Below are 24,240 nucleotides of genomic sequence, written 5' to 3'. Positions count from 1 at the left end.
CAACCCGAATTTTTTGTGTAAAAGGTGCAACTCGTCTGACAGTCATTTCCACACGATGGAAAGGGACGTTTTCGGTGCTTTTTATTCTGAAAAAACGGCTTGATGCGCAAAAAAGGAGCAAAAAAGCAGCTTTATCGGAAAATGCACGGGCAGGTGCAACTTGCAAATGAAAAAGGGTTGCACCCGCTTTGCGTTGTTGCATAGCATTCGCCGCCTGGGTGCAACCGCCGTGGCTGCGGTTGCGCATGAGATAAAAACAAACGCCAGGGCACACGTATGGGCAACCCACTAACGATCACCTTCGTGATCTACATCGCGGCAATGGTGCTGATCGGCTTCGCCGCCTATCGCTCCACCAACAACCTTTCCGACTACATCCTCGGCGGTCGTAGCCTGGGCAGCGTGGTGACCGCGCTTTCCGCTGGCGCTTCCGACATGAGCGGCTGGCTGCTCATGGGCCTGCCGGGCGCCATCTACTTCTCTGGTCTTTCCGAAGCCTGGATCGCCATCGGCCTTACCGTCGGTGCCTACCTGAACTGGCTGTTCGTCGCCGGCCGCCTGCGCGTGCAGACCGAGCACAACGGTGATGCACTGACCCTGCCGGATTACTTCTCCAGCCGCTTCGAAGACACCAGCGGCCTGCTGCGGATCATCTCGGCCATCGTCATCCTGGTGTTCTTCACCATCTACTGCGCCTCTGGCATCGTTGCCGGTGCCCGCCTGTTCGAAAGCACCTTCGGCATGCCGTATGAAACTGCCCTGTGGGCGGGTGCTGCGGCCACGATTGCCTACACCTTCGTGGGTGGCTTCCTGGCAGTGAGCTGGACCGACACCGTGCAAGCGTCGCTGATGATCTTCGCGCTCATCCTCACCCCGGTGATCGTGCTGATCTCGACCGGTGGCTTCGACACCACCTTCGCCGCCATCGACGCGGTGAACCCGGCCAACTTCGACATGCTCAAGGGCGCGACCTTCGTCGGCATCATCTCGTTGATGGGCTGGGGCCTGGGCTACTTCGGCCAGCCGCACATCCTGGCGCGCTTCATGGCTGCCGACTCGGTGAAGTCGATTGCCAACGCTCGCCGTATCTCCATGACCTGGATGATCCTGTGCCTGGCCGGTACCTGTGCCGTGGGCTTCTTCGGTATCGCCTACTTCTCGGCGCACCCTGACCTGGCGGGTCCGGTAACTGAAAACCACGAGCGTGTGTTCATCGAGCTGGCCAAGATCCTGTTCAACCCATGGATCGCCGGTGTGCTGCTGTCGGCCATTCTGGCGGCAGTAATGAGCACCCTGAGCTGCCAGCTGCTGGTGTGCTCCAGTGCCCTGACCGAAGACTTCTACAAAGCCTTCCTGCGCAAGAACGCTTCGCAGGGTGAGCTGGTGTGGGTCGGCCGCCTGATGGTACTGGCCGTTGCGCTGATCGCCATCGCCATGGCCGCCAACCCGGAAAACCGCGTGTTGGGCCTGGTGGCTTACGCCTGGGCTGGCTTCGGTGCGGCCTTCGGCCCGGTAGTGCTGATTTCGGTGCTGTGGAAAGGCATGACCCGTAACGGCGCGCTGGCCGGTATCGTGGTGGGTGCGCTGACTGTGATCCTGTGGAAGAACTTCGACACCCTCGGGCTGTACGAAATCATCCCGGGCTTCCTGTTCGCCAGCATTGCCATTGTGCTGGTGAGCAAGCTGGGCAGCCCATCGCAGTCGATGGTCAAGCGTTTCGAAACTGCTGATGCGGCGTATCACGCTGACAAGTAATACCCGCTGAGTCGGCGGCGCTTGCTTCGCGGCTAAAGCCGCTCCCACAGGTTCAGTGTGCACCTCAAGGCATGCGCAACCCCTGTGGGAGCGGCTTTAGCCGCGAAGAAGCCACCGCCGATCAGCTGTCAGGCCTGACTCCGCCTGCAAGGCAAGGTAAACTTGCCACCCCCGCAGGAGTTGCCATGAACTATCGTCACGCCTTCCACGCCGGCAACCACGCCGACGTCCTCAAACACATCGTGCTGACCCGCCTCATCGCCCTGATGTCGCGCAAGGAGCAGCCGTTCGCCTACATCGATACCCACGCAGGGCTTGGTCTGTACGACCTGCAAGGCGACCAGGCGACCCGCACCGGCGAATACCTGGAAGGCGTCGCCCGCTTGTGGAATCGTGATGACCTGCCAGCCATGGCTGCCGATTACCTGCGCGTCATCAAGCGCCTGAACGCCGACGGCGAGCTGCGCTACTACCCCGGTTCGCCCGAGCTGGCCCGCCGCCTGATGCGCCAGCAGGACCGTGCCCTGCTCAACGAGAAGCACCCCGAAGACGGGCCGCTGCTCAAAGAGAACATGAAAAAAGACCCGCGCGTGGTCGTGCACCTGGGCGAAGGCTGGCATGTGCCGCGTGCCTTGCTGCCCGTGCAGGAAAAGCGCGCGATCATGCTGATTGACCCGCCGTTCGAGCAGGCTGACGAGCTCAAGCGCTGCACCAATGCCATGAAAGAGGCGATTGGCCGCATGCGCCAGACTGTTGCGGCCATCTGGTACCCGATCAAGGAGCAGCGCTCGCTGACTCGCTACTACCAGGACCTGACCAGCACCGGTGCGCCGAAACTGCTGCGGGTCGAGCTGTATGTGCATCACCAGGACAGCCCGCAGGGGCTCAATGGCTCTGGCCTGGCCATCGCCAACCCGCCATGGGGGCTGGAAGAAGAGCTCAAGGAGCTGCTGCCGTGGCTGGCCAAGGAGTTGGCGCAGACCGATGGCAGCTACCGCATGGACTGGCTGATCGCTGAGTAACCAGGCACCACAACTCTCCTGTGGGAGCGGGCTCGCCCGCGAACACCGGCAAAGCCGGTGCCTGCTTCGCGGGCAAGCCCGCTCCCACAGGTTAATGCAGTGCCTCTGCTGATGTTTGCGTTATAATCCCGCCCTTTAGCCGCCACCCGCCCAAGAGGCCGCTGGCGCATTTTTACCGAATGAAGAGGCTAATCCCTTGGCATTGACGATCCTTGGCCTGTCCGGCGCCCTTAGCCATGACCCTTCCGCGGCCCTGTACATTGACGGCAAGCTGATTGCCGCCGCCGAAGAAGAGCGCTTCGTGCGTGACAAGCATGCGAAGAACCGCATGCCCTACGAGTCGGCGAAGTTCTGCCTGGAACAGGCAGGCATCAAGCCGTCCGACGTCGACGTGGTAGCCATCCCGTTCGCCCCGATCAGCCTGTTCGGCAAGGCGCGCTGGCACTATGCCAAGCGCTACTGGTACGCCCCGGATCGCGCACTCGACGCCATCCTGATGGGCAACCGTCGCTACAAGCGCTACCGCAAGAAGATCGTCTGGTGCCTGGAGCAGCTGGGCTTCGACCCGAAAAAGGTCAAGATCGAGCCGGTCGAGCACCACCTGGCCCATGCCTCCAGTGCCTACCACTGCTCCGGCTTCAAGGAAAAAACCGCCATCCTCGGCATCGACGGTAAAGGCGAATACGCCACCACCTTCTTTGGCTACGGCGAAAACGGCAAGATCCACAAGATCAAGGAGTTCTTCGACCCGGACTCCCTGGGAGGCCTGTACGGCGCGATCACCGAGTTCCTCGGCTTCGAGATGCTCGACGGCGAGTTCAAGGTCATGGGCATGGCGCCGTATGGCGACGCCAGCAAGTACGACTTCTCGCGCCTGGCCAGCTTCGAAAACGGCGAACTGGTGATCAACACCGAGTATGCCAACGTTATCGGCCTGCGCCGCTATAAAGAGAAGGGCAAGGGCTTCTACTTCTCGCCGAAGCTGATCGAATGGCTGGGCCCCAAGCGCGAAGGCGACATCGCCGACGAGCCGTACATCCATTACGCGGCCAGCATGCAGGCGCTGTTCGAGAAACTGGCGCTGCAGATGATCGACCACTACCTGGGCGACACCCTGCGTGAAACCGGCAAGCTGGCCTTCGCCGGCGGCTGCGCGCTGAACGTGAAACTGAACCAGAAGATCATCGCCCGTCCGGACGTGAAAGAGCTGTTCGTCCAGCCGGCCTCTGGCGACGCCGGTACTGCCGTTGGCGCCGCGGCCTATGTTTCCCACGCCCGTGGCGTACCGGTCGAGAAGATGGAACACGTCTACCTCGGCCCGTCGTACTCCAACGAAGACGTGATCGCGGCCTGCGCCCGTCACCCGAACCAGCCGAAGTGGCGCAAGCTGGAGAACATGCCTCAGCAGATCGCCCAGATCATGGTCGACGGCAACCCGGTGGCCTGGTTCCAGGGCCGCATGGAGTTTGGCCCGCGTGCCCTCGGTGGCCGTTCTATCATCGGCTGCCCGAGCGTTGAAGGCGTGGCTGACCGCATCAACCACCAGATCAAGTTCCGCGAACGCTGGAGACCTTTCTGCCCGTCGATGCTCGACACCGTCGCCCCGCAGATGATCAAGGTCGACCACCCGGCGCCGTTCATGACCTTCACCTTCGAAGTGGCTGAAGAATGGAAAACACGTGTGCCGGAAGTGGTCCACGAGGACGGTACTTCGCGTGCCCAGGTGCTCAAGCGTGAGTACAACCCACGCTACTACGACATGATGAAGGCGCTGGAGGAGCTGACCGGTAACGGCGTGTCGCTGAACACCTCGCTGAACCGCCGTGGCGAGCCGATGATCTGCTCGCCGACCGATGCCCTGAACATGTTCTTCGGCTCGGACCTGCAGTACCTGATCATGGAAGACATCCTGGTCGTGAAGGACGGCGCTGCCGCCTATGACCAGCCGCTCTGAACCGCGCATCCTGCAGTTCTGCCATGGCTATGACGGGCCTTTCCTGGATTGCGCCCGTCAGTACGCCAGCCTGTTCCAGGGGCGTGGCTACCAGGTCACCACGGTGTTCCTCACCGGCGCTGCCGACCCGCAGGTAGCAGCGGGCTGCGCGTCGGGCGAGGTGCTGTTCCTGGAGTTCAGCTCCAAGGCGGTGCGTGGCCTGAAACTCGGCGCCATCCGTGCCTTGCGGCGGATCGCGGCCGAGCGCAATTTCGCGTTCTGCATCGCCCACCGCTTCAAGCCGATCTACGTGGCCCTGCTGGGCACCGGCCTGCCGGTGATTGGCGTGCACCATGCCTTTGGCGACTACGAGCGCAAAGGCCGCCGGCTGTTCGCCAACCTGTTCAGCAAGCGCCTGAGCCTGCTGGGCGTGTCGGACGCCGTGCGTGACGATATGCGCCGCTGCCTGCCGCAGTGGCCGGCCGAACGCATCCAGACCCTGTACAACCGCATCGATATCGACGCCCTGCAAGCGGCACTGGTGCCGCGCGCCGAAGCACGCCAGGCCCTGGGCCTGGATGCACAGGCATGGACCGTCGGCAATGTCGGGCGCCTGCACCCGGACAAGGACCAGGCGACCCTGTTGCGTGGTTTTGCTCAGGCGTTGCCAGGGCTGCCGGCGGGCGCCCGTCTGGCGATTCTCGGCAAGGGCCGGCTGGAGGCCAAGCTCAAGGCGCTGGCCGCCGAGCTGGGCATTGCCGGGCAGGTGGACTTCCTGGGCCAGATACCGGATGCACGGCGCTATTTCCAGGCGTTCGACGTGTTTGCCCTGAGCTCTGACCATGAGCCGTTCGGTATGGTCCTGCTCGAAGCCATGGTCGCCGGTGTGCCGGTGCTCGCCACGGCGTGCGGCGGGGCTCGCGAAGTGGTCGAGGGTGTGGGTGTGCTGTTCCCGCTGGGCGATGCTGCACAGTTGGCGCAGGGGCTGAAGCATCTGGCTGTGCTGGACGGCGAGCAGCGCCAGGCCTGTGTCGAGCACATGCTGCAGCGTCTGCGTGAACGCTTCTCTGACCACGCGGTGCGTGAGGCCTTCTGGCAACTGCCGCAAGTGCGTGCGCTGGTGGAGCAGGCCTGATGCTCAATCGAATCCAGGCCTTCCGCGAACGTGGTTGGCAAGTTATAGACGCCAAGGCCTATGCCGAGGCATGGGCGCGCTTTGGTGGCAGTGTTGCCACCCATCCGCTGGTGGTCGAACAGCTGGCAGACCTGGCACAGATCCCGGTGCGATACCTGGGCTGGCATCAGGCGGGTGAGCTGAAGGCCGCCATCCCGACCTGGGGGCGTCACCTGGCGCTGTCCAAGGATGTGCTCAAACGTGCCGGCAAGAAAGCCCTGTTCGATCTGGGCAATGCCGAAATCATCCTGCCGGCGGCAGCCGATGCCGCTGCACCGCTGCGCCATGCCGCGCGCTACCTGTCTGATCTGAACCAGGGCCGCTTCAGCGGCCTCAAGGCGCAGAAGGAACAGCTGGCCATGGCCCGCGCGCCTGAAGACCTGTCGAAAAAATTCCGCTACAACCAGCGCCGCGAACTGCGCCTGCTGGAAGAAGCAGGTGGCGTCGTGCGCCCGATCAGCGACTTCAGTGCCCAGGAAATCGCCAGCATGTACTGCGACCTGTTCCAGCGCCGCTGGGGCTTCCCGGCCACCGGTGCCGAGCACATGGCCCAGGTGCTGGAGCGCCTGCAAGCGCTGCTGATCGGCTCGGTACTGCTGCTGGATGGCAAGCCGATTGCCATTCAGCTGGTGTACCGCGTCGAAGCGCCGGAATGGATCAGCGTCGAGTACATCAATGGCGGCGTAGACCCTGAAACCAAGGCTTTCAGCCCGGGCAGCGTGCTGAGCTTCCTCAATACCCAGGCCGCCTGGGAAGACGCCCGTGCGCGCAACAAGCCACTGCGGTTCTCGTTCGGCCGTGCCGACCGCGAGTACAAGGACCGCTGGTGCAACCCTGTGCCGGTGTATCAGGCGTGAGCCGCAAGCAGCAGTTGCTCAAGCGCCACCGGCGCAACAAGCGCCTGGGCTTGCTGGCGGGCCTGGTTGCGTTGGTCGCCTTGGGTGTTTTCAGCTGGTGGTGGCTGCCATTGCTGCTGCTGCCGCTGGTCTGGGCGGCTCACGAAGCCTGGTTTGCCGACCATCTGTTCTATGCCCCGGGCGAGGACTACGCCTACGACTTCGGTGAACAGGCGCGGGAAGTGCCTGCCAGCCTGCGCGATGGCCAGCTCCAGGCCGATTGCGTGCTGCAAGGTGACGAAACCCTCATGCTTGAGCTGCAGGTAAAAAGCTCCTGGCTGGGGCGGTTTCTCGACCCTCGGGTAGAGCTGGGCGCTGCTGAGCAGGCTGACCGGCAAACGTTCGAGCGTGGTGTCGATGGCGTACGTTTTCTCAACCTGACCGGCCTGGCCGTGCCCTTGCAAGCGGGTACCTTGCGCCTGCGCGGTCGCCATTGCCGGCTGCAAGGCCAGCCGCGCCTGTGGATAACCCCCGCTGTCGAGTTGCAACGGCGCCGGGTGATGGTGATTGCGCCGCACGCCGATGACGCCGAGCTGGCTGCATATGGCCTCTACAGCCAGGCCGACGAAACCTGGGTGGTCACTCTGACAGCTGGCGAAATCGAAGCCGAACACTACCAGCAGATGGGCCTGGAAAAAGCCGAGGCCGCCCGCCTGAAGGGCCGCTTGCGTGCCTGGGACAGCATCGCCGTGCCGCGCTGGGCGGGTGTGCCGGAGTCACGTTGTGTGCAGCTGGGTTACTTCTGCCTGCAACTGCCTGCCATGCAGGCCGCGCCCGATCAGCCGGCTGCTTCCCGTGAAGCCGATCTGGCCGATATCCGTGTGTTCCGCCAGTTCAACCCGTTCCCGCTGCCGGCCGACCGCGATGGCGCACCAACCTGGCACAACCTGCTGGCCGACCTGCGGGCCTTGCTGGAAATGGCCAAGCCGGAAGTGTTGGTGATGCCGCACCCGCAACTCGACCCGCACCCCGACCACATCTGCGCGCAGGCGGCCGTGCTGGAGGCCCTGCAAGGCTTGGCCTGGCAGCCGCAAACCTTGTTGTGCTACGCCAATCACCTGCACGACAACGACCGTTGGCCGATGGGCGACAGTGGCGACGGCGTGGCCTTGCCGCCGCAGTTGAGCGCAGCCCAGGCTTGGGCACCCTGCAGCCTGGTGCTGGACCTGGCCACGCAGCGCGACAAGGCCATGGCCCTGGGCATGATGCACGACTTGCAGCCGCCGGCCCCCTTCAAGCGCCGCTTGCGCCGCCTGCTGCAACGCTGGCTGGCCGGGCGGCAGCCCTCGCCTTACGGGGAGAACGAGTTCTTCCGCAAGGCCGTGCGCAGGCACGAACTGTTCTGGCGGCGTGAACTGTAAGCACGCCCCATGGTTGACCGCGATGGCGCAGAGCGCCCAAGGAACGTTATGAAAGTCCTATTTCTGGTACAGAAGGAACAGCGGGCTATTCTCGACCGCCTGTACGACGGCGTCGCGGCCAACTGCGAGTGCGACCTGCGCTGGCTGACCAGCGATGACCAGCGCAACCTGCGCCGCTATTTCAAGCGTGAAGTGCAGGTCGAGCGCTATGACCGCATCGTGTTCTTCCTGCGCTTCAAGCAGGAGATTCGCCAGGTGGCCTTCATCCGCACCGTGCCGAACCTGGTCATCCTCGAGCACGACGCCTACCAGAACTACATCCCGTGCAAGTACACCGGCAAGTTCAGCGCCCATTACCGGCAGCTGCCATGGGCGCGGGTTATCAGCTCGGGTTACATGGTCAGCGAACGCCTGCGCCAGGAAGGCTTCGATGCGGTATTCGTGCCCAAGGGCTATGACGAGCAGTTGCTGGCCGATCAAGGGCGTGAGCGCGACATCGAACTGGCCTTTGTCGGCAGTGTCAACAGCGTGGCCTACAGCGGCCGCAAGGCGCTGCTGGACGAATTGGGGCAGGTCGAGAACTTGCTGGTAACCCGTACCAAATCGGGCGAAGACTACTGCAACACGCTCAACCGTATCCGTTTCTTCGTCAGTGCCGACGTCGGCATGGGCGAATACATGATCAAGAATTTCGAAGCCATGGCCTGTGGCTGTGTATTGCTGGCATACGACCAGGGCGAGGAAGAGAACCGCGCGCTGGGCCTGCAGGACATGCACAACGTGGTGTTCTATGACAACATCCCGACCCTTCAGGAAAAGCTCCGCCGTTTGCGGGCAGACCCTGAACTGGCCCGGCAGATTGCAGAAAATGGCCGCCATCTGGCGGTTTCCCGTTTCAGTTTCGCCGCAGTTGGACGTAGCATCGTCGACCACATGCGCCCGGCGCTCAGGCCCCACCCGCCATTGTCTGCATGGCAGCGGCTGCGCCTGAAGCTGGGCATCTAAATAAGAGCTTTCACGCCCAGGAGCGGGTTGTTGAAGGCCGTTTGTCGCAATGCGGAGGGAGTCCGGTGCGCTTTTCAAATGAGAGTGACGTCACGCTCGTCGTGACCAGTTGTGGGCGGTTCGATCTGCTCAAAGATACCCTTGAGAGTTTCGACCGCTACAACACCGCGCCCATTCGCGAGGTATTCATCACCGAAGATTCCGGTGACGATGCTGTGCATGCCGCTGTGCCAGAGCACTGGAAACCGCACTGCAAGGTGTTCGTCAACCGGCCCAAGCTTGGCCAGTTGCCGTCTATCGACCTGGCCTACAGCCACGTCAAGACGCCGTACATCTTCCACTGCGAGGACGACTGGCATTTCTATCGCCAAGGCTTTGTCGAAGACTCGCGGGCCATTCTGGATGTGAGCCCCAACCTGTTGCAGGTGTGGCTGCGCAGCCATGCTCACGACCTGGCCATCCACAGCCCTTACATCCACTTGGGCGATCGGCAGGTGATCGCGGGTGTGCCTTGCTACCCGCTGCTGTCCGACAAGGCTGAATGGCAGGCGTTTTCGCTCAACCCCGGTCTGCGGCGTTTGAGTGATTACCAGCGCTGTGCGCCATTTGCCGCCTATGCTGGAGAGAAGGCGCTTTCCCGGCGCTACGCTGAGTTAAATCTGACAGCGGTCACCTTGGAGGGTGATGCAGTATTGCACACTGGATTCGGTAATCACGTGACCTTGCCCATCGAAGTGGAGCGCAAGGCCAAACGCCGTCAACGTGATCGGATCAAACTGGCATTGACGCTGGTGACGGGTGCCTTGATCGGCATGGGTATCACCATTTTTGTTCAATGAAGTCGCTGTCCCACCTGACATGAGCGGGAGAGGGCCCATGAACATCGTCAATATGATGTGGGCGGGTGGAACGCCGTACATGTCCATCCACAAGGTGCATCGCCAAGTGCTGTCGCACGCAGGTACCGATGCCCGGATCAGTAACTGGTTGCTGCTGGGAAGCGGGTTGTGTTGCGGGCTTGGCTCGACCCGGGAGTGGCACATGCCACTGCGTGCGCTGAAAGGGCGGCACCTGTGGCGCCTGTTGCGGCCCTGGTTGCGCTTGCGTTTGCGCAAGGCGCTTGCCGAGGCCAAGGCCGAGGTCGTGCTGCTCGACGGTATTGGTGTCGCGCGGCTGGTGCTACCGCTGTTGCAGAACATTCCTCAGGTGCGGGCAAAGGTGCTGTTCCATGGCAAGACGCGCCTGAACAGTAGCGATGTACGCTTGTTGCGTATGTTCCCTGCCGAGCGCCTGAGCATCGCAGCGGTGTCGCATACACTGGCCGAATCGCTGGAGCACGACTTGGGCAGGCCGGTGCAGACCCTGCGCATGGCGCTTGACCCGTTAGCGTTCGTCGAGCCGTTGTTGAGCCGTGACAGGGCCAGGCAGGCGCTGCAGTTGCCTGCTGCGACCGGGGTGATGCTGGGCGCGGTAGGGCGGTTGGTGGAAAGCAAAGGCTTCGAGATGCTGATCGAGGCGTTTGCCCGGGCCAGCACTCATCAGCCGGACCTGCAGCTGGCCATTATTGGCGAAGGCCCTCTGCACGCCGTGTTGCAAGAGCGTATCGATGCACTGGGCCTGGCCGCGCGCGTTCACCTGTGCGGTCACCGTGAAGACCTGCAGCAGTTGTATCGGGCGTTCGATTGGCTACTGGTGCCTTCTCGCTCAGAAGGCCTGGGGCTGGTGGTGCAGGAGGCAGTCATGGCCGACGTGCCGGTGGTGTGCAGCGACCTGCAAGTGTTTCGCGAGCAGTTGCAGGATACCGGCGGTTACCTGCCGGTAGCCGATGAGGGGGCATGGGCCGAGGCAATCGAACGATGCACGTCCCTCAGCGCCCGGACGGTAGCCGCCCGGCAGCGTCAGGCGCTGGCGCCGGAGCAAGCCTGGCAAGCCTTCTGCAATGGCTCGCAAAGCTTGCTGCGCAACTGACGTTCAGCGTGCCAGCAGGGCCGCCTCGAACGCAGCGAGGGGGAACCGGTCACCCAGGTTCTCCCGCTCGATATAGCGCACCATGTGCTGAACATTGCGACGAATCATGCGTGCCGACAACGGCGGGCGCAGGAAGCGCATGTCGGCCACGTCGATCAGGCCCAGGCGCTGGTCGGGGGTAACCACCACGTTGCCCAGGTGCAGCGAGCGGAAGTACACGCCGCTGTGGTGCAGCTGGCGAACCAGCTGAATCAGCTGCGGCAGGTAGGTATCCCAGCTGAAACCCTCATCGCGCGACATTTGCAGCAGGGTACGCCCGGGCAGCGGGCGATACAGCACGGCGGTACGGCCTGGCAGGTCGAGCTTGTGCTGGCTGATCACCTCGAGCGTAGGGATGCCCAGTTGTGCCAGGCGCGCGGCGTTATCGACGAAGCGCTGCGAGTAGGGGCGCAACAGTGCAGATGAAATCAGCCGCTTCCTACGAAAAACCTTGAGGAAATTTCCATCCTTGAGCAGGTAGACTTTGGCGCCATGGCTGTCTGCCTCAAGCACCTGTGCGCCTTGTGTCAGCTGATCGAAGTCGACCTGGGTGAGCCGGGAGCATTGCATGAATAGAGCCTTGTCGTCTGGCGAGCAAAATGACCGGCAATAATGCCGAAAATAATGCTGTTGCACCATGGATGGTGTCTTTGATTCATCGGGGGAAAGGATGTTGTATCAAAAAAACTGGGCGCGGGCCTGGTTAGGTTTGGGTCTGGTCTGGTTCCTGGCAGCAATTGCCCTGGCACCGAGCAACAAGGTTTACCAGCAGGGGCTGGTGTTGTTTTTGTGGCTGCCAACGCTGGTACTGGCGTGGTCTGCCCGTGAAGTGCTGGTGCAAGCCTGGAGGCGCCAGCCAGCGCTGTGGGTGAGTGTGCTGCTGTTGCTGGCGTGGTGCGGGCTGAGCCTGGCCTGGTCGCCCGCAGAAGACCCAGGGCGTGAGATCAAGCGCCTTGTCTACATTCTGGTATTCCTGCTGGCATTCCCGCTGCTGGCGCAGCAAGGCAGGGCCCGCATTCGTCAGCTGTTGCTGCTTGGCAGCGGCCTGCTGGCACTCGCCGCGCTGGTCTCGATCATCAATTTCTACGGTTTGCAGGGCAAATCGTTGCTGGCCCGTCTGGCAGGCATTGGCGAGATCTCGCACCCGATTCTGGGGGCCTATGTCATCGGCTCGGCCGTGCTCTTCTTGCTGTACGAGCCGCCGCGCCAGCGTGGCATGCAGCTGTTATGGCTGGTGGCGCTGGTCTGTCTGGGCGCGTTTGCCATGCTCAGCCAGAGCCGCGGGGCGATTCTGGCCCTGGTGATCACCGTGGTGATCGCGCCGCTGTGGTTCCGCGATCGCCACAGCCAGGTGTTTTCCATCCTGGCGCTGGTTGCCACCGGCCTGGCGTTCTTCGTCGTATACGACCTGATCGCCAAGCGCGGCTCGTCCTATCGGCCGGAAATCTTCAATGCCGTCATCGATATGATTGCCGCACACCCCTGGACCGGTCTGGGGCTGGGGGCTGCCTACGACGTAAGTGCCGTGGGTAAACACTTTGACCACACCCACAACATGTTCACCCATGTTGCCGTGGAAATGGGGATCCCTGGCATGCTGCTCTGGGTCATCGTGTGGTTGTTCACCCTGGGCGAAATCGTCCGTGCGCGCGGCACGCTGTTTGGCAAGATCCTTCTGGGGTTCTGGGTGTACTCGACCCTGGCCATGCAGTTCGATGCCGCCAGCCTCACCGGCACGCCGCGCGCCGAGTGGTTTATCAGCTGGCTGCCTGTCGGCCTTGCCATGATGCTGCCATGGGGGCGTGCCGAAAATGGCGCCTGTGGTAAAATTTCCGGTTCAACCTGAACAGCGAGCTCGATAATGGCCGAAACACCGCGACCGGCGGAGCACACCTCCAGCCTGAAGATCTACTTCCGGCTGCTGAGCTATGTGAAACCCTATGTCGGCATTTTCCTGCTGAGCATTGTCGGTTTCGTGATCTTTGCCTCGACCCAGCCAATGCTGGCGGGCATCCTCAAATACTTCGTCGATGGGCTGAGCAACCCCGAAGCGGTGTTGTTCCCCAACGTGCCCTACCTGCGCGACCTGCAATTGCTGCAGGCGGTGCCGCTGCTGATCATCCTGATTGCCGCGTGGCAGGGCTTGGGTTCGTTCCTCGGCAACTACTTCCTGGCCAAGGTTTCCCTGTGCCTGGTGCATGACTTGCGGGTGGAGTTGTTCAACAAGCTGCTGGTGTTGCCCAACCGCTATTTCGACAACCATAACTCCGGGCACCTGATTTCGCGCATTACCTTCAACGTGACCATGGTCACCGGCGCGGCGACTGATGCCATCAAGGTGGTGATCCGCGAAGGCCTGACCGTGGTGTTCCTGTTCGCCTACCTGCTGTGGATGAACTGGCACCTGACCTTGGTGATGGTCGCCATCCTGCCGGTAATTGCGGTGATGGTCAGCGTTGCCAGCAAGAAATTCCGCAAACAGAGCAAGAAGATCCAGGTGGCCATGGGTGATGTCACCCACGTTGCCTCGGAAACCATCCAGGGCTACCGCGTGGTGCGCAGCTTCGGTGGCGAGGCCTATGAGGAACAGCGTTTCGGCAAGGCCAGCCAGAGCAACACCGACAAGCAATTGCGCATGACCAAGACCGGCTCGCTCTACACGCCGATGCTGCAGCTGGTGATCTACAGCGCCATGGCCGCGCTCATGTTCCTGGTGCTGTTCCTGCGCGGTGAGTCCACGGCGGGCGACCTGGTTGCCTATATCACCGCCGCCGGCCTGCTGCCCAAGCCGATTCGCCAGCTTTCGGAAGTCAGCTCGACCATCCAGAAGGGCCTTGCCGGTGCAGAAAGCATCTTCGAGCAACTGGACGAAGAGCCTGAGCTGGACACCGGTACTGTCGAGAAGGAGCGTGTGGAAGGGCGTCTGGAAGTGCGCAACCTGAGCTTCACCTACCCGGGTACCGAGCGCGAAGTGCTAAGCGACATCAGCTTTGTCGCCGAGCCAGGGCAAATGATCGCCCTGGTGGGCCGTTCCGGCAGCGGCAAGTCGACTCTGGCCGCGCTGATCCCGCGCTTCTACCACCATGACCAAGGGCAGATTCTGCTCGATGGCGTGGAAATCGAGAACTATCGCCTGCGCAACCTGCGCCGCCATGTTTCGCAGGTGACTCAGCACGTCACCCTGTTCAACGACACCGTGGCCAATAACATTGCTTACGGCGACTTGGCTGGCGCCCCGCGCGCAGATATCGAAGCCGCTGCAGCCGATGCCTACGCCAAGGAGTTCGTCGACCGGTTGCCGAAGGGCTTCGATACCGAGGTGGGTGAGAACGGCGTGCTGCTTTCCGGCGGCCAACGCCAGCGCCTGGCGATTGCCCGGGCGCTGCTGAAAAACGCACCGCTGCTGATCCTCGACGAAGCCACTTCGGCACTGGATACCGAGTCCGAGCGGCACATCCAGGCCGCCCTGGACCATGTGATGCAAGGCCGCACCACGCTGGTGATCGCCCACCGCCTGTCGACCATCGAGAAGGCCGATCAGATTCTGGTCATGGACCAGGGTCGCCTGGTGGAGCGTGGCACCCATGCCGAGCTGCTTGCGGCTAATGGCCATTATGCCCGCCTGCACGCCATGGGCCTGGATGAGCCGGTCAAGGCCGATATCACCTGAGTCCTCCCTGATCGGGGCCTTAACGGCCCCGATTGTCACGGGAATTTTCCGGGGACGATCTGGCCATAAAGCCGTCGTCTACCCTGTGCTAATATCCTGCCCCTGTTCATTATTTCCATATGGGTTGCCCATGAAGTTGTCCATGCCGCGTTTCGATCAAGCCCCGGTACTGGTGGTCGGCGATGTCATGCTCGACCGCTACTGGCATGGCGGTACTTCGCGTATCTCGCCTGAGGCGCCAGTCCCGGTGGTCAAGGTCGATCAGATCGAAGATCGCCCAGGCGGTGCGGCCAACGTTGCCTTGAACATCGCTGCGCTGGGCGCGCCGGCTTCGCTGATCGGCGTCACCGGCCAGGATGAAGCTGCCGACAGCCTGGCCAACAGCCTGCAGGCTGCCGGTGTGCGTTCGGTGTTCCAGCGCATTGCGCATCAGCCGACCATCGTCAAGCTGCGGGTCATGAGCCGTCACCAGCAGTTGCTGCGTATCGATTTCGAAGAGCCGTTCGCCACCGACCCGCTGTCGCTGGGCGCGGAAGTCGACAGCTTGCTCGAAGGCGTCAAGGTGCTGGTCCTTTCCGACTACGGCAAGGGCGCACTGAAAAACCACCAGAGCCTGATCCAGGCGGCGCGAGCCAAGGGTATTCCGGTGCTGGCCGACCCCAAGGGCAAGGACTTTTCCATCTACCGCGGTGCCAGCCTGATCACCCCGAACCTCAGCGAGTTCGAGACCATCGTTGGCCGTTGTGCCGATGAGGCCGAGCTGGTTGCCAAAGGCGTGCAACTGCTGCAGGACCTGGACCTGGGCGCCTTGTTGGTCACCCGCGGTGAGCACGGCATGACCCTGCTACGCATGGGGCAGCCAGCGCTGCACCTGCCGGCGCGGGCGCGCGAAGTGTTCGATGTGACCGGTGCCGGTGATACTGTCATCTCCACCCTTGCGGCGGCCATTGCGGCTGGCGAGGACCTGCCCCACGCAGTGGCGCTGGCCAACCTGGCGGCAGGCATCGTGGTTGGCAAGCTGGGTACGGCTGCGATCAGCGCCCCCGAACTGCGCCGGGCCATCCAGCGCGAAGAAGGCTCCGAGCGCGGTGTGTTGGGCCTTGAGCAGCTGCTCCTGGCCATCGATGATGCGCGGGCGCACAAAGAGAAGATCGTCTTCACCAATGGCTGCTTCGACATTCTGCATGCCGGGCATGTCACCTACCTTGAGCAGGCGCGGGCCCAGGGCGATCGCCTGATCGTCGCGGTCAACGACGATGCCTCGGTCAGCCGCCTGAAAGGGCCTGGCCGGCCGATCAACAGCGTCGATCGGCGCATGGCCGTTCTGGCCGGCCTGGGGGCGGTGGACTGGGTGATCAGTTTCCCTGAGGGCACGCCGGAAAACCTGCTGAGCCAGGTCAAGCCGGATGTGCTGGTCAAGGGTGGCGACTATGGCATCGACCAGGTGGTGGGCGCCGATATCGTCAAGGCCTATGGCGGCACTGTGAAGGTGCTGGGACTGGTCGAGAACAGCTCGACCACGGCGATTGTCGAGAAGATTCGCAAGAACTGATATCGCCGGGGCCGCTTTGCGGCCCATCGCCGGCAAGCCAGCTCCCACAGGTACAGCGCAGGTCTTGAGAACTGTGCAGGTCCTGTGGGAGCTGGCTTGCCGGCGATGGGCTGCAAAGCAGCCCCAGGTTTCACTTGTGAAGTGAGGTACGCGCCCGCTCCAGCAACGCCCGTGCCTTGTCACCAAACCGCTGCAAGTGCGACGCCCGCACCGGCTTGGCCTCCACCAACCCCTGTTGCTTCACCCAGTCCTTCCAGCGCACTCGCTCGTCCTTCACCACCCAACCTTCCTGCCGGGCAAAACTCTCTGCCAGGTACAGCCCACGCGTACTCGCCGGCACCAGTTCATCCTTTTTCAGCGTATACAGCTCCGCCAGCGGTTGGCCGTCCTTCAACGGCATCAGGTACAGGTCTGGCCGTTTGCGGTTGAGTCGCGCCACCAGCTGGCCGCTCTCCAGTCGCTCGTCGACGTGGAACAGGCTGAGCTTCTTGGCTTCACGTGGCACCTGCAGACGCATGTCGTAGATCAGTTGCAGCGAGGCGGTGGGCAAGTGCACATAGGCCCTTGGCCGCTCCAGCAGCATCAGGTTGCCGCAGTGCACGGGGCGGGCGGCGCCGGACTGCGGGGTCAGCAGGAAGTGCGGTGTTTCGCGATAGTGCAGGGCGGCGGCGTACGGCACGGGCAGCCAGGTATCATTGAAGCGCCCGCCCAGCCAGCCTTCCGGGGTTTCCAGCAGGCATTCCTCAGCCACTTCCTGCACCGCCGTGTGCAACGGCAGGTTCAGCTCCTGTGCCGGTACATAGCCGGAAATCAGTTTCAGCACCACATCGCCCCGGTCTTGCCGGCGCTGGCGCACCAGCACCCAGTAATCACGGTTTTGCCAATGCAGGGTAAGGCGCACCGACACACCCAGGTTGGCCAGTTCGGCCACGAAGTGCTGCGTGTCGGGTAGCTGGATGGCCTTGCGCCGCTGCTGGGTCTGGGCAAAGTTGAGCGGCATGCCGATACTTTGATAAATCAGCCCTTCGGGCGTGGCCTCGACATGCAGCGGCAGTGTCTTGAAGTTGCTCGGGTTCTTGCGGATCAGCGTTCGCGCCACGAGGCTCCTCCTTGCGTCGGGTCAGTCGCCAGGCCCTCGGGCCTGGGGTAACTCAATGCTGGCCCAGGATACGGGCGACGGTCGCCACATTGTGGGCCAGGTGCAGCGGGTTGATGGTGCCGACGATAGCACTGCTGACGCCCGGGTGGGCGAACAGCAGTTCGAAGCTGGCCTGCACCGGGTCAACGCCCGGGGCCAGACAGACATGTCCACTGGCCAGGGCCTTCTTTACCAGGATGGCCTTGCCGTGTTCGGCAGCGTAGTCCAGCACCGGGCGTTCTGCCTGCTCGTTGAGGTTGTAGGTGACCATGGCGCAGTCGCCCTGTTCCAGTGCTTTCAGGCCGCCGGCCACGGTCTTGCCGGACAGGCCGAAGCCGAGGATCTTGCCCTCCTGCTTCAGTTCAGCCAGGGTCTGGTAGACCTCCTGCTGTTCGAGGATCGCCAGGTCATTGCCGTCGGAATGCACCAGCACCAGTTCGATGCGGTCGGTCTCCAGGCGGCGCAGGCTGCGCTCCACCGAGCGGCGGGTGTGGGCGGCACTGAAGTCGAAGTGCGACTGGCCGTTGTCGAATTCTTCACCGACCTTGCTCACGATCACCCACTCGTCGCGCTGGTCGCGCAGCAGGGGGCCCAGGCGTTCTTCGCTGCGGCCATAGGCCGGGGCGGTGTCGATCAGGTTGATGCCCAGCTCGCGGGCCTGGGCCAGCAGCAGGCGGGCTTCGTCGTCACCGGGGATGGTGAAGCCGGTGGGGTACTTCACGCCTTGGTCGCGGCCCAGTTTGACTGTGCCCAGGCCCAGCGGTGAAACCTTGAAACCGGTGCTGCCCAGCGGGCGGTGGAAGTCGTGCAGGGTGGGCAGTGTCATGGCAGCAGTTGCTCCCAGGCAGGAACACCCAGCGGTGGGCGTGGCAGGCCGGCCAGGTCGGCTTGTGCCTGTGGGCGGATGCCGTCGCGCTCCAGGTGGCTGATGACCCGGTCGCTGAAGTCTGGCGCCAGTGCCAGCTTGGTCGGCCAGCCCACCAACAGGCGTTGCTGGTCGGCGAGGAAGGCGTTGTCCGGGCGCACCAGGCCGGACTGCGCAGGTTCAGCGCGGTCGACGCGCAAGGTGGCCCAACGGACCTGGCTTTGGTCTACCCATGGCAACAGGTTGGCTATTTCCTTCTGCGCCGCCGCAATCTGTGCTGCCGGCTCACGTGCCACGCCATCGGCTTCGGCCAGATCGCCGCCCAGGTACCAGACCCATTGGCCATCAGCAGCCGGGTGAGTCGTCACTGTTACCCGTGGCTTGGGGCCGCCGCCCAGGCAGTGTGCATACAGCGGCTTGAGGTCAGGGCCCTTGGCCATGACCATGTGCAGCGGGCGGGTTTGCATCGCCGGCTGCTTCAGGCCCAAGGCATGCAGCAGGTCCTCGGTGCCGGCACCGGCGCTGAGCACGATACGCTGGGCGCGGATGTTGCGGCCATCGACGCGCAGGCCGACCAGTTCGTCGCTTTCGCGCAGCGGCTCGATGCGTTCCCCGGCCAACAGGCTGTCGCCCGCCAGGTCGGCCAGGTTGGCCAGCAGGCTTGGTACGTCGATGACCAGTTCGGCCAGGCGATAGACCTTGCCCTTGAAGGCACGGTCTTGCAGGGCAGGCGGCAGTTGTTCGCCTTTTACCTGGTCGACCCGGCCGCGCACGGCCTTGCTCGCGAAGAAGCTGGTGAGGTTGCCGGCCAGGGTGCCTGGCGACCACAGGTAGTGGGCCTCGGACAGCAGACGGGTGTTGCTCAGGTTCAGCTCGCCGCTACCGCTCAAGGCTTCGCGCCAGCGGCGCGGCATGTCGGCAATGGCTTCCGAAGCACCGGTGAGGGCACCTTGCAGGGCGTACTTGGTACCGCCGTGAATGATGCCTTGAGACTTGATGGTCTGCTCGCCGCCAAGGCTGGCGCGTTCCACCAGCACTGTCGAATACCCCAGGCGGCGCAGGCGGGCATTGAGCCAGAGGCCTGCGACCCCGGCGCCGACGATCAGCACGTCAGTGGAAATGGCAGATGGCATGGCGGTACCTCGAAGACTGGGACAGCTGGCAAGTATACAGGGTATCCCTGTGGGGGCCCTATCGCCGGCAAGCCAGCTCCCACAGGTACTGCATAAGGCTTGATGGCAGTGGAGAACCTGTGGGAGCTGGCTTGCCGGCGATGAGGCCCCTACAGGTTGTCTCAATGCCCGGCTGTCTTGGAGAACAGCTGAATCACTACCACCCCACCCACGATCATGGCCATCCCCAGCATTGCCGGCACATCCAGCTTCTGCCCGTAGATCACCAGCGCCGCCACACTGATCAGCACAATCCCCAGCCCCGACCAGATGGCATAGGCAATGCCCACCGGAATGCTGCGCACCACCAGGGTCAGCATCCAGAACGCAATGCCATAGCCAACCACCATCAGCAGCAACGGCAATGGCGTGCTCAGGCCCTTCACTGCTTTCATCGAAGCGGTGGCAATGACTTCGGCGCAGATGGCGATGGCGAGGTAGGTGTAGGCATTCATGGCAGGATCCTCCGGTAACTGGTCGGGCATTCTAGACGCTACCTGGATGGGGTAAAGTCATTACCTATCAACCCTGGAGATAGGTAGATGGCCGAGCAGTGGAACCTTGATCAACTGCGTACCTTTCTGCGCGTCGCTGAACTACGCTCGTTTTCCGCCGTGGCGCGCGAACAGCGCAAGGCGCAGTCGGCCATCAGCAGCGCGATTGCCCTGCTTGAAACCGACCTGGGGGTCACCCTGTTCGAGCGCAGCAGTGGCCGGCAGCCGAAGCTGACCGAGAACGGCAGTGCGTTACTGGAAGATGCCCGCGAACTGCTGCGACAGTGCGAACGCCTGGATGGCCGCGCCCTTGCGTTGATGCGCGGGCAGGAGGCTTTGCTGCGGGTGGCACAGGACGAAGCCATGCCTTATCAGCCGGTGATCGACAGCCTCGACGAACTGGCCAGCCGCTTTCCGTTTCTGGAGGTGCAACTGGCCAGTGGTGCGCAAGGTGATGTGGCGCGCAAGCTGGTGGAACGCCGCGCCGACCTGGGCCTGTTCTTTCACCACGAAAGCATGCCGGCATCACTGGAGCGGCGCGCCCTGGGCAGTGTGGAGATGGTCACCGTGTGCGCCGTCGGCCATCCGCTTGCAGGTGAGGGCCGGGTCACCCGCCAGCAACTGGCCCGCCACCGGCAACTCCTAATCACACCACAGCAAAGCGGTTACCCCGGCGGCGAGGCAGTCAGCCCGCAGGTGTGGCGTGCCGACAGCTTCTACGCCATGGCCGAATTGCTGATGCGCGGCCTGGGCTGGGCCTGGCTGCCGCGGCATGTGGTGCAGTACCCGACTTATCAGGCGCATATGGTCGAGCTGGACAGCGAGTGGCGCCCGCCGGCACTGGTGGCAGAGCTTGCCTGGCGCCGTGATGAGCCACTGGGGCCTGCGGCGCAGTGGCTGGCCGAGCGCTTTGCAGTGCACTTGCGTGCGATCGGGTAAACTCCGCCGCCATGAACAGAACACTCTATACCTTGCTGTTTCACCTGGGCCTGCCATTGGTTGCGCTGCGCCTGTACCTGCGCGCGCGCAAGGCGCCGGCCTATGGCCAGCGCATCGGCGAGCGCTTTGCCTTCAAGCTGCCGGCCATGCGCAGGGGAGGCATCTGGGTGCATGCGGTGTCGGTGGGCGAAAGCATCGCCGCCGCGCCAATGGTGCGGGCCTTGCTCAAGGCCTACCCGGAACTACCGATCACGCTTACCTGCATGACGCCGACCGGTTCCGAGCGCATTCGCGCCATGTTCGCCGACGAACCGCGCGTGCAGCATTGCTACCTGCCCTACGACCTGCCCTGGGCGGCCGGGCGTTTTCTCGACCATGTGCAGCCGAAGCTGGGCATCATCATGGAAACCGAGTTGTGGCCCAACCACATTCACCAGTGCGCCAAACGCGGCATCCCGGTGGCGCTGGCCAATGCGCGGTTGTCCGAGCGCTCGGCCCGTGGCTATGGGCGCTTTGCCAAGCTGACACGGCCAATGCTGGCGGAGATGAGTCTGATTGCCGTACAGACCGAAACCGAGGCCCAGCGCTTCCGTGATTTGGGCGCGCGCGCTGAGTGCGTGCAGGTCACCGGTTCGATCAAGTTCGACCTGAAGATTGATGAGCAACTGCTTCCGCGTGCCAAGGCACTGCGCGTGCAATGGGGGGCTGAGCAGCGCCCGGTGTGGATTGCGGCCAGTACCCATGAAGGCGAGGATGCGCTGATTTTGCAGGCGCACCGGCAGTTGTTACAGGTGCATGGCGATGCGTTGCTGATCCTGGTGCCACGCCATCCCGAGCGATTCAATACGGTACATGTGCTGTGCAGCGAGCAATTCGCTACCGTACGGCGCTCTGCTGGCACGCCCGTCGATGCGCAAACCCAGGTATTGCTTGGCGATACGATGGGTGAGCTGTTGTTCCTGTATGCGCTGGCCGACATTGCCTTTGTCGGCGGTAGCCTGGTGGCAACCGGTGGGCACAACCCGCTGGAGCCGGCAGCGCTGGCGTTGCCGGTGCTGATGGGGCCGCATGTGTTCAACTTCCTTGAGATCAGCGCGATGCTGCGTGAGGCGGGGGCGTTGCAGCAGGTGGACGATGCCGACGGGCTGGCCGGGGCAGTGCGGCGGCTGGTCGAGTTGCCGCAGGATGCACAGCGCATGGGCGAGGCGGGCAGGGCGGTGATGCGGGCCAATCAGGGGGCATTGCAGCGTTTGCTCGATGGGCTGGGTGCACTCATTCGCTAAACGTGAATTTTCGCGGTCCTTGTGGGAGCGGCCTTGTGTCGCGAAAGGGCTGCAAAGCAGCCCCAGCAATTTGTGCATTTTCGCTGAAACCGTGGGGCCGCTTTGCGGCCCTTTCGCGACACAAGGCCGCTCCCACAGAGGGCAGTGCCAGTCTCAGGGGCGGCGCTCGAAGTTCTTGGCAGCAGCCGCAGCCAGGTCCGGCGGCAGGAAGTCCTTGTCCGGGTTGTAGTCAGGCTTCAGGTAGCGCTTGAGGTCCGCCAGGTCCTGTGGGCTCAAGGTGCCGGCCGCCTGCTTCAGGCTCAGGTTGTCCAGAATGTAGTCATAGCGGCTGTTGTTGTAATCCCGCACCGAGGTGTACAGCTGGCGCTGGGCATCGAGCACGTCGACGATGTTGCGGGTACCCACCTGGTAGCCGATTTCAGTGGCTTCCAGCGCGCTCTGGTTGGAGATGATCGACTGCTTGCGCGCCTGCACCTGTTCTACGTCGGTGTTCACCGCACGGTGCAGGTTACGGGTGTTTTCCACCACTTGGCGGCGCAGGCTCTCGCGCTGCTGCTCGCTCTGGCTCAGGCGCTGGTAGGCCTCGCGTACCTGCGAGCTGGTCAGGCCGCCGCTGTAGATCGGAATGTTCAGTTGCAGGCCCACGCTGGTCTGTTCCACGTCGCCGCTGTAACGCACGCCCAGTTGCGAAGGGTTGGTGAAGCCCAGGCTGTCGTTGTCACCCTTCTGGTACTTGGCCACTGCATCCAGGGTCGGCGCATGGCCGGCCTTGCGCTGGCGCAGGGTTTCTTCAGCGGCGGACACTGCGTAGTTGGTGGCCAGCAGGTTGAGGTTCTGGCGCCCGGCAGTTTCGACCCAGGCCTTGGCGTCGTTGGGCGTTGGCACCTGCACCGGCAGGCTATGCACCACACCCTGAATCGAGGTGTATTCACGGTTGGTCAGGGTGACCAGTGCTTCAAAGGCATCCTGCACCTGGCGCTCGGCAATGATCCGGTTGGCCCGCGCAGTGTCGTAGCTGGCCTGGGATTGCAGCACGTCGGTCTTGTCCGACAGGCCCACATCGAAACGCTCGTTGGACTGGTCGAGCTGGCGCTTGAACGCGGCTTCTTCGGCCTTGGTGGCGGCCAGGTTGTCCTGGGCACGCAGCACGGCGAAGTAATTCTGCGCAGTTTGCAGGATCAGGTTCTGTTCAGTGGCCGACAGCTCCAGCGCCGCCTGTTCGTTGACAGCCTCGGCTGCCTGCAACTGGAACCAGCGGTCGGCGCGGAAGATGGGCTGGGCCAGCGTCGCGCTCCATGAGTTACCGCTGCGGTTGGAGGTGATGGAAGGCTCGTCCAGCTTGGTGCGGGTGTTCATCATCTCGGCGCCAGCCGACAGGTTGGGCAGCAACCCGGCGCGGGCCTGTGGCACCACTTCGCGGCGGGCGCCGTAATCGGCGCGGGCGGCGGCCAGGTCGGCGTTGTTGTCCACCGCTTCCTGGTAGACGCTGACCAGGTCGGTCTTCACTGTCGGGGGCACGTCCGCTGCCCAGACCACTCCGTTGGACGCACAAGACACGGCTATCGCCAGTGAGAGTTTGCGCAGCATAGAGGCAATCCTTGTACGAAATTGAATTACTGAACTGTTGAGTATCGGATGACGGGCCAGTGTAGTGCCATGCGCCCCCGGCAACAATCGCCTGGTGTGCCTTTCATCAACCGCGCATTTACCCGCTTGGCTTTGCCGACCACTCCAGTCTAGACTGCGCATGTTCTTGTCGGGGTGCCTTGAAGCAAAGGCTGAGATCGCAGAGGTGCGGATCCCGTTGAACCTGATCAGGTTAGCGCCTGCGTAGGGAACAAGATTGCTCGCCTTCCCGGGGAGCCTCTTGTGCCAGGTCCGGGAATGTCGCAGCTGCATGCAGCTTCAGGCACCCCCATATCCGGCACTGCACCCATCATGGGTGCGTCCGCGCCTTTCAGGTTCACCCCGACA

Annotated in this window: 20 protein-coding genes and 1 riboswitch; of the genes, 14 read left to right on the top strand and 6 right to left on the bottom strand. The window is 63.1% G+C overall.

Features of this window, described 5'->3' with window-relative positions; translation table 11 throughout:
- The first annotated feature begins 276 nt into the window (after window positions 1-276).
- The 9 genes from putP (at window position 277) to N436_RS09240 (ending at window position 11,114) form a co-directional block, all read left to right on the top strand.
- On the top strand, window positions 277-1,755 hold the full coding sequence (gene putP, locus N436_RS09280; protein WP_105946345.1) for a sodium/proline symporter PutP: 1,479 nt from the start codon (window positions 277-279) through the stop codon (window positions 1,753-1,755).
- Between the two features lie 185 nt (window positions 1,756-1,940).
- Window positions 1,941-2,777, top strand: coding sequence for a 23S rRNA (adenine(2030)-N(6))-methyltransferase RlmJ (locus N436_RS09275; RefSeq protein WP_110740847.1), 837 nt, complete (start codon window positions 1,941-1,943; stop codon window positions 2,775-2,777).
- Window positions 2,778-2,973: 196 nt separating this feature from the next.
- A complete protein-coding gene (locus N436_RS09270; RefSeq protein WP_110740846.1) occupies window positions 2,974-4,731 on the top strand; it encodes a carbamoyltransferase in 1,758 nt (585 codons plus the stop codon).
- Window positions 4,715-5,845: a glycosyltransferase gene (locus tag N436_RS09265; RefSeq protein ID WP_110740845.1), complete on the top strand. Its 1,131-nt coding sequence runs from the start codon at window positions 4,715-4,717 to the stop codon at window positions 5,843-5,845. The genes N436_RS09270 and N436_RS09265 overlap by 17 nt, the downstream gene beginning before the upstream one ends.
- On the top strand, window positions 5,845-6,741 hold the full coding sequence (locus tag N436_RS09260) for an antimicrobial resistance protein Mig-14 (protein ID WP_016712361.1): 897 nt from the start codon (window positions 5,845-5,847) through the stop codon (window positions 6,739-6,741). The genes N436_RS09265 and N436_RS09260 overlap by 1 nt, the downstream gene beginning before the upstream one ends.
- A complete protein-coding gene (locus N436_RS09255) occupies window positions 6,738-8,141 on the top strand; it encodes a PIG-L deacetylase family protein (RefSeq protein WP_110740844.1) in 1,404 nt (467 codons plus the stop codon). Before N436_RS09260 ends, N436_RS09255 begins: the two co-directional genes overlap by 4 nt.
- Window positions 8,142-8,189: 48 nt before the next feature.
- Window positions 8,190-9,146 (top strand): glycosyltransferase, encoded by a 957-nt coding sequence (locus N436_RS09250; protein ID WP_016712359.1) that lies wholly within the window; start codon window positions 8,190-8,192, stop codon window positions 9,144-9,146.
- A gap of 65 nt (window positions 9,147-9,211) precedes the next feature.
- Window positions 9,212-9,985: a glycosyltransferase family 2 protein gene (locus N436_RS09245; RefSeq protein ID WP_019097681.1), complete on the top strand. Its 774-nt coding sequence runs from the start codon at window positions 9,212-9,214 to the stop codon at window positions 9,983-9,985.
- Window positions 9,986-10,022: 37 nt separating this feature from the next.
- On the top strand, window positions 10,023-11,114 hold the full coding sequence (locus N436_RS09240; RefSeq protein WP_110740843.1) for a glycosyltransferase: 1,092 nt from the start codon (window positions 10,023-10,025) through the stop codon (window positions 11,112-11,114).
- Between the two features lie 3 nt (window positions 11,115-11,117).
- Here N436_RS09240 and N436_RS09235 read toward each other — a convergent pair whose 3' ends face one another.
- Window positions 11,118-11,723: a hypothetical protein gene (locus N436_RS09235; RefSeq protein WP_016712356.1), complete on the bottom strand. Its 606-nt coding sequence runs from the start codon at window positions 11,721-11,723 to the stop codon at window positions 11,118-11,120.
- Between the two features lie 100 nt (window positions 11,724-11,823).
- Here N436_RS09235 and N436_RS09230 point away from each other — a divergent pair, with 100 nt between their 5' ends.
- The 3 genes from N436_RS09230 to hldE all read left to right on the top strand — a co-directional run bounded on the left by N436_RS09230 (window position 11,824) and on the right by hldE (window position 16,375).
- Window positions 11,824-12,999, top strand: coding sequence for an O-antigen ligase (locus tag N436_RS09230; RefSeq protein WP_110740842.1), 1,176 nt, complete (start codon window positions 11,824-11,826; stop codon window positions 12,997-12,999).
- Between the two features lie 15 nt (window positions 13,000-13,014).
- Window positions 13,015-14,823 carry a lipid A export permease/ATP-binding protein MsbA gene (gene msbA / locus N436_RS09225; RefSeq protein WP_105946338.1) on the top strand — a complete coding sequence of 603 codons (1,809 nt, stop codon included), beginning with the start codon at window positions 13,015-13,017 and terminating at the stop codon, window positions 14,821-14,823.
- A 130-nt stretch (window positions 14,824-14,953) separates the two neighbouring features.
- The gene (gene hldE, locus N436_RS09220) at window positions 14,954-16,375 is read left to right on the top strand and encodes a bifunctional D-glycero-beta-D-manno-heptose-7-phosphate kinase/D-glycero-beta-D-manno-heptose 1-phosphate adenylyltransferase HldE (protein ID WP_105946337.1); all 1,422 of its coding nucleotides are present in this window, start codon (window positions 14,954-14,956) and stop codon (window positions 16,373-16,375) included.
- 130 nt (window positions 16,376-16,505) lie between these two features.
- On the opposite strand, the gene N436_RS09215 is transcribed toward hldE, so the two are convergent.
- The 4 genes from N436_RS09215 to N436_RS09200 all read right to left on the bottom strand — a co-directional run bounded on the left by N436_RS09215 (window position 16,506) and on the right by N436_RS09200 (window position 20,005).
- Window positions 16,506-17,474, bottom strand: coding sequence for a metal ABC transporter ATPase (locus N436_RS09215; protein WP_105946336.1), 969 nt, complete (start codon window positions 17,472-17,474; stop codon window positions 16,506-16,508).
- Between the two features lie 52 nt (window positions 17,475-17,526).
- Window positions 17,527-18,339 carry an aldo/keto reductase gene (locus N436_RS09210; protein ID WP_110740841.1) on the bottom strand — a complete coding sequence of 271 codons (813 nt, stop codon included), beginning with the start codon at window positions 18,337-18,339 and terminating at the stop codon, window positions 17,527-17,529.
- A complete protein-coding gene (locus tag N436_RS09205) occupies window positions 18,336-19,511 on the bottom strand; it encodes an FAD-binding oxidoreductase (RefSeq protein WP_105946334.1) in 1,176 nt (391 codons plus the stop codon). Before N436_RS09205 ends, N436_RS09210 begins: the two co-directional genes overlap by 4 nt.
- A 161-nt stretch (window positions 19,512-19,672) precedes the next feature.
- Window positions 19,673-20,005, bottom strand: coding sequence for a multidrug efflux SMR transporter (locus N436_RS09200; protein WP_008095055.1), 333 nt, complete (start codon window positions 20,003-20,005; stop codon window positions 19,673-19,675).
- 87 nt (window positions 20,006-20,092) lie between these two features.
- Here N436_RS09200 and N436_RS09195 point away from each other — a divergent pair, with 87 nt between their 5' ends.
- Window positions 20,093-20,983, top strand: coding sequence for a LysR family transcriptional regulator (locus tag N436_RS09195; RefSeq protein WP_110740840.1), 891 nt, complete (start codon window positions 20,093-20,095; stop codon window positions 20,981-20,983).
- Window positions 20,984-20,994: 11 nt separating this feature from the next.
- A complete protein-coding gene (gene waaA, locus N436_RS09190; RefSeq protein WP_110740839.1) occupies window positions 20,995-22,266 on the top strand; it encodes a lipid IV(A) 3-deoxy-D-manno-octulosonic acid transferase in 1,272 nt (423 codons plus the stop codon).
- Between the two features lie 153 nt (window positions 22,267-22,419).
- Here waaA and N436_RS09180 read toward each other — a convergent pair whose 3' ends face one another.
- Complete coding sequence (locus N436_RS09180; RefSeq protein WP_060500335.1) at window positions 22,420-23,853, bottom strand: TolC family outer membrane protein; 1,434 nt, start codon at window positions 23,851-23,853, stop codon at window positions 22,420-22,422.
- 160 nt (window positions 23,854-24,013) lie between these two features.
- A riboswitch (TPP riboswitch) is annotated at window positions 24,014-24,120 on the top strand.
- Window positions 24,121-24,240 lie beyond the last annotated feature (120 nt).

This window comes from Pseudomonas sp. RV120224-01b (genome assembly GCF_003208145.1).
Classification (GTDB): Bacteria; Pseudomonadota; Gammaproteobacteria; order Pseudomonadales; family Pseudomonadaceae; genus Aquipseudomonas; species Aquipseudomonas monteilii.
Note: the sequence above shows the minus strand (reverse complement) of the source record. Positions and strands in the feature narration are given on the sequence as shown.

Bases quoted from the DNA above. Each gene is read 5' to 3' on its own strand.
- N436_RS09265 (WP_110740845.1), top strand. From the start codon at position 4,715: ATGACCAGCCGCTCTGAACCGCGCATCCTGCAGTTCTGCCATGGCTAT.
- N436_RS09180 (WP_060500335.1), bottom strand. From the start codon at position 23,853: ATGCTGCGCAAACTCTCACTGGCGATAGCCGTGTCTTGTGCGTCCAAC.
- hldE (WP_105946337.1), top strand. From the start codon at position 14,954: ATGAAGTTGTCCATGCCGCGTTTCGATCAAGCCCCGGTACTGGTGGTC.
- N436_RS09235 (WP_016712356.1), bottom strand. From the start codon at position 11,723: ATGCAATGCTCCCGGCTCACCCAGGTCGACTTCGATCAGCTGACACAA.
- N436_RS09260 (WP_016712361.1), top strand. From the start codon at position 5,845: ATGCTCAATCGAATCCAGGCCTTCCGCGAACGTGGTTGGCAAGTTATA.
- N436_RS09275 (WP_110740847.1), top strand. From the start codon at position 1,941: ATGAACTATCGTCACGCCTTCCACGCCGGCAACCACGCCGACGTCCTC.
- waaA (WP_110740839.1), top strand. From the start codon at position 20,995: ATGAACAGAACACTCTATACCTTGCTGTTTCACCTGGGCCTGCCATTG.
- N436_RS09240 (WP_110740843.1), top strand. From the start codon at position 10,023: ATGAACATCGTCAATATGATGTGGGCGGGTGGAACGCCGTACATGTCC.
- N436_RS09250 (WP_016712359.1), top strand. From the start codon at position 8,190: ATGAAAGTCCTATTTCTGGTACAGAAGGAACAGCGGGCTATTCTCGAC.
- N436_RS09205 (WP_105946334.1), bottom strand. From the start codon at position 19,511: ATGCCATCTGCCATTTCCACTGACGTGCTGATCGTCGGCGCCGGGGTC.
- N436_RS09195 (WP_110740840.1), top strand. From the start codon at position 20,093: ATGGCCGAGCAGTGGAACCTTGATCAACTGCGTACCTTTCTGCGCGTC.
- N436_RS09210 (WP_110740841.1), bottom strand. From the start codon at position 18,339: ATGACACTGCCCACCCTGCACGACTTCCACCGCCCGCTGGGCAGCACC.
- N436_RS09200 (WP_008095055.1), bottom strand. From the start codon at position 20,005: ATGAATGCCTACACCTACCTCGCCATCGCCATCTGCGCCGAAGTCATT.
- putP (WP_105946345.1), top strand. From the start codon at position 277: ATGGGCAACCCACTAACGATCACCTTCGTGATCTACATCGCGGCAATG.
- msbA (WP_105946338.1), top strand. From the start codon at position 13,015: ATGGCCGAAACACCGCGACCGGCGGAGCACACCTCCAGCCTGAAGATC.
- N436_RS09230 (WP_110740842.1), top strand. From the start codon at position 11,824: ATGTTGTATCAAAAAAACTGGGCGCGGGCCTGGTTAGGTTTGGGTCTG.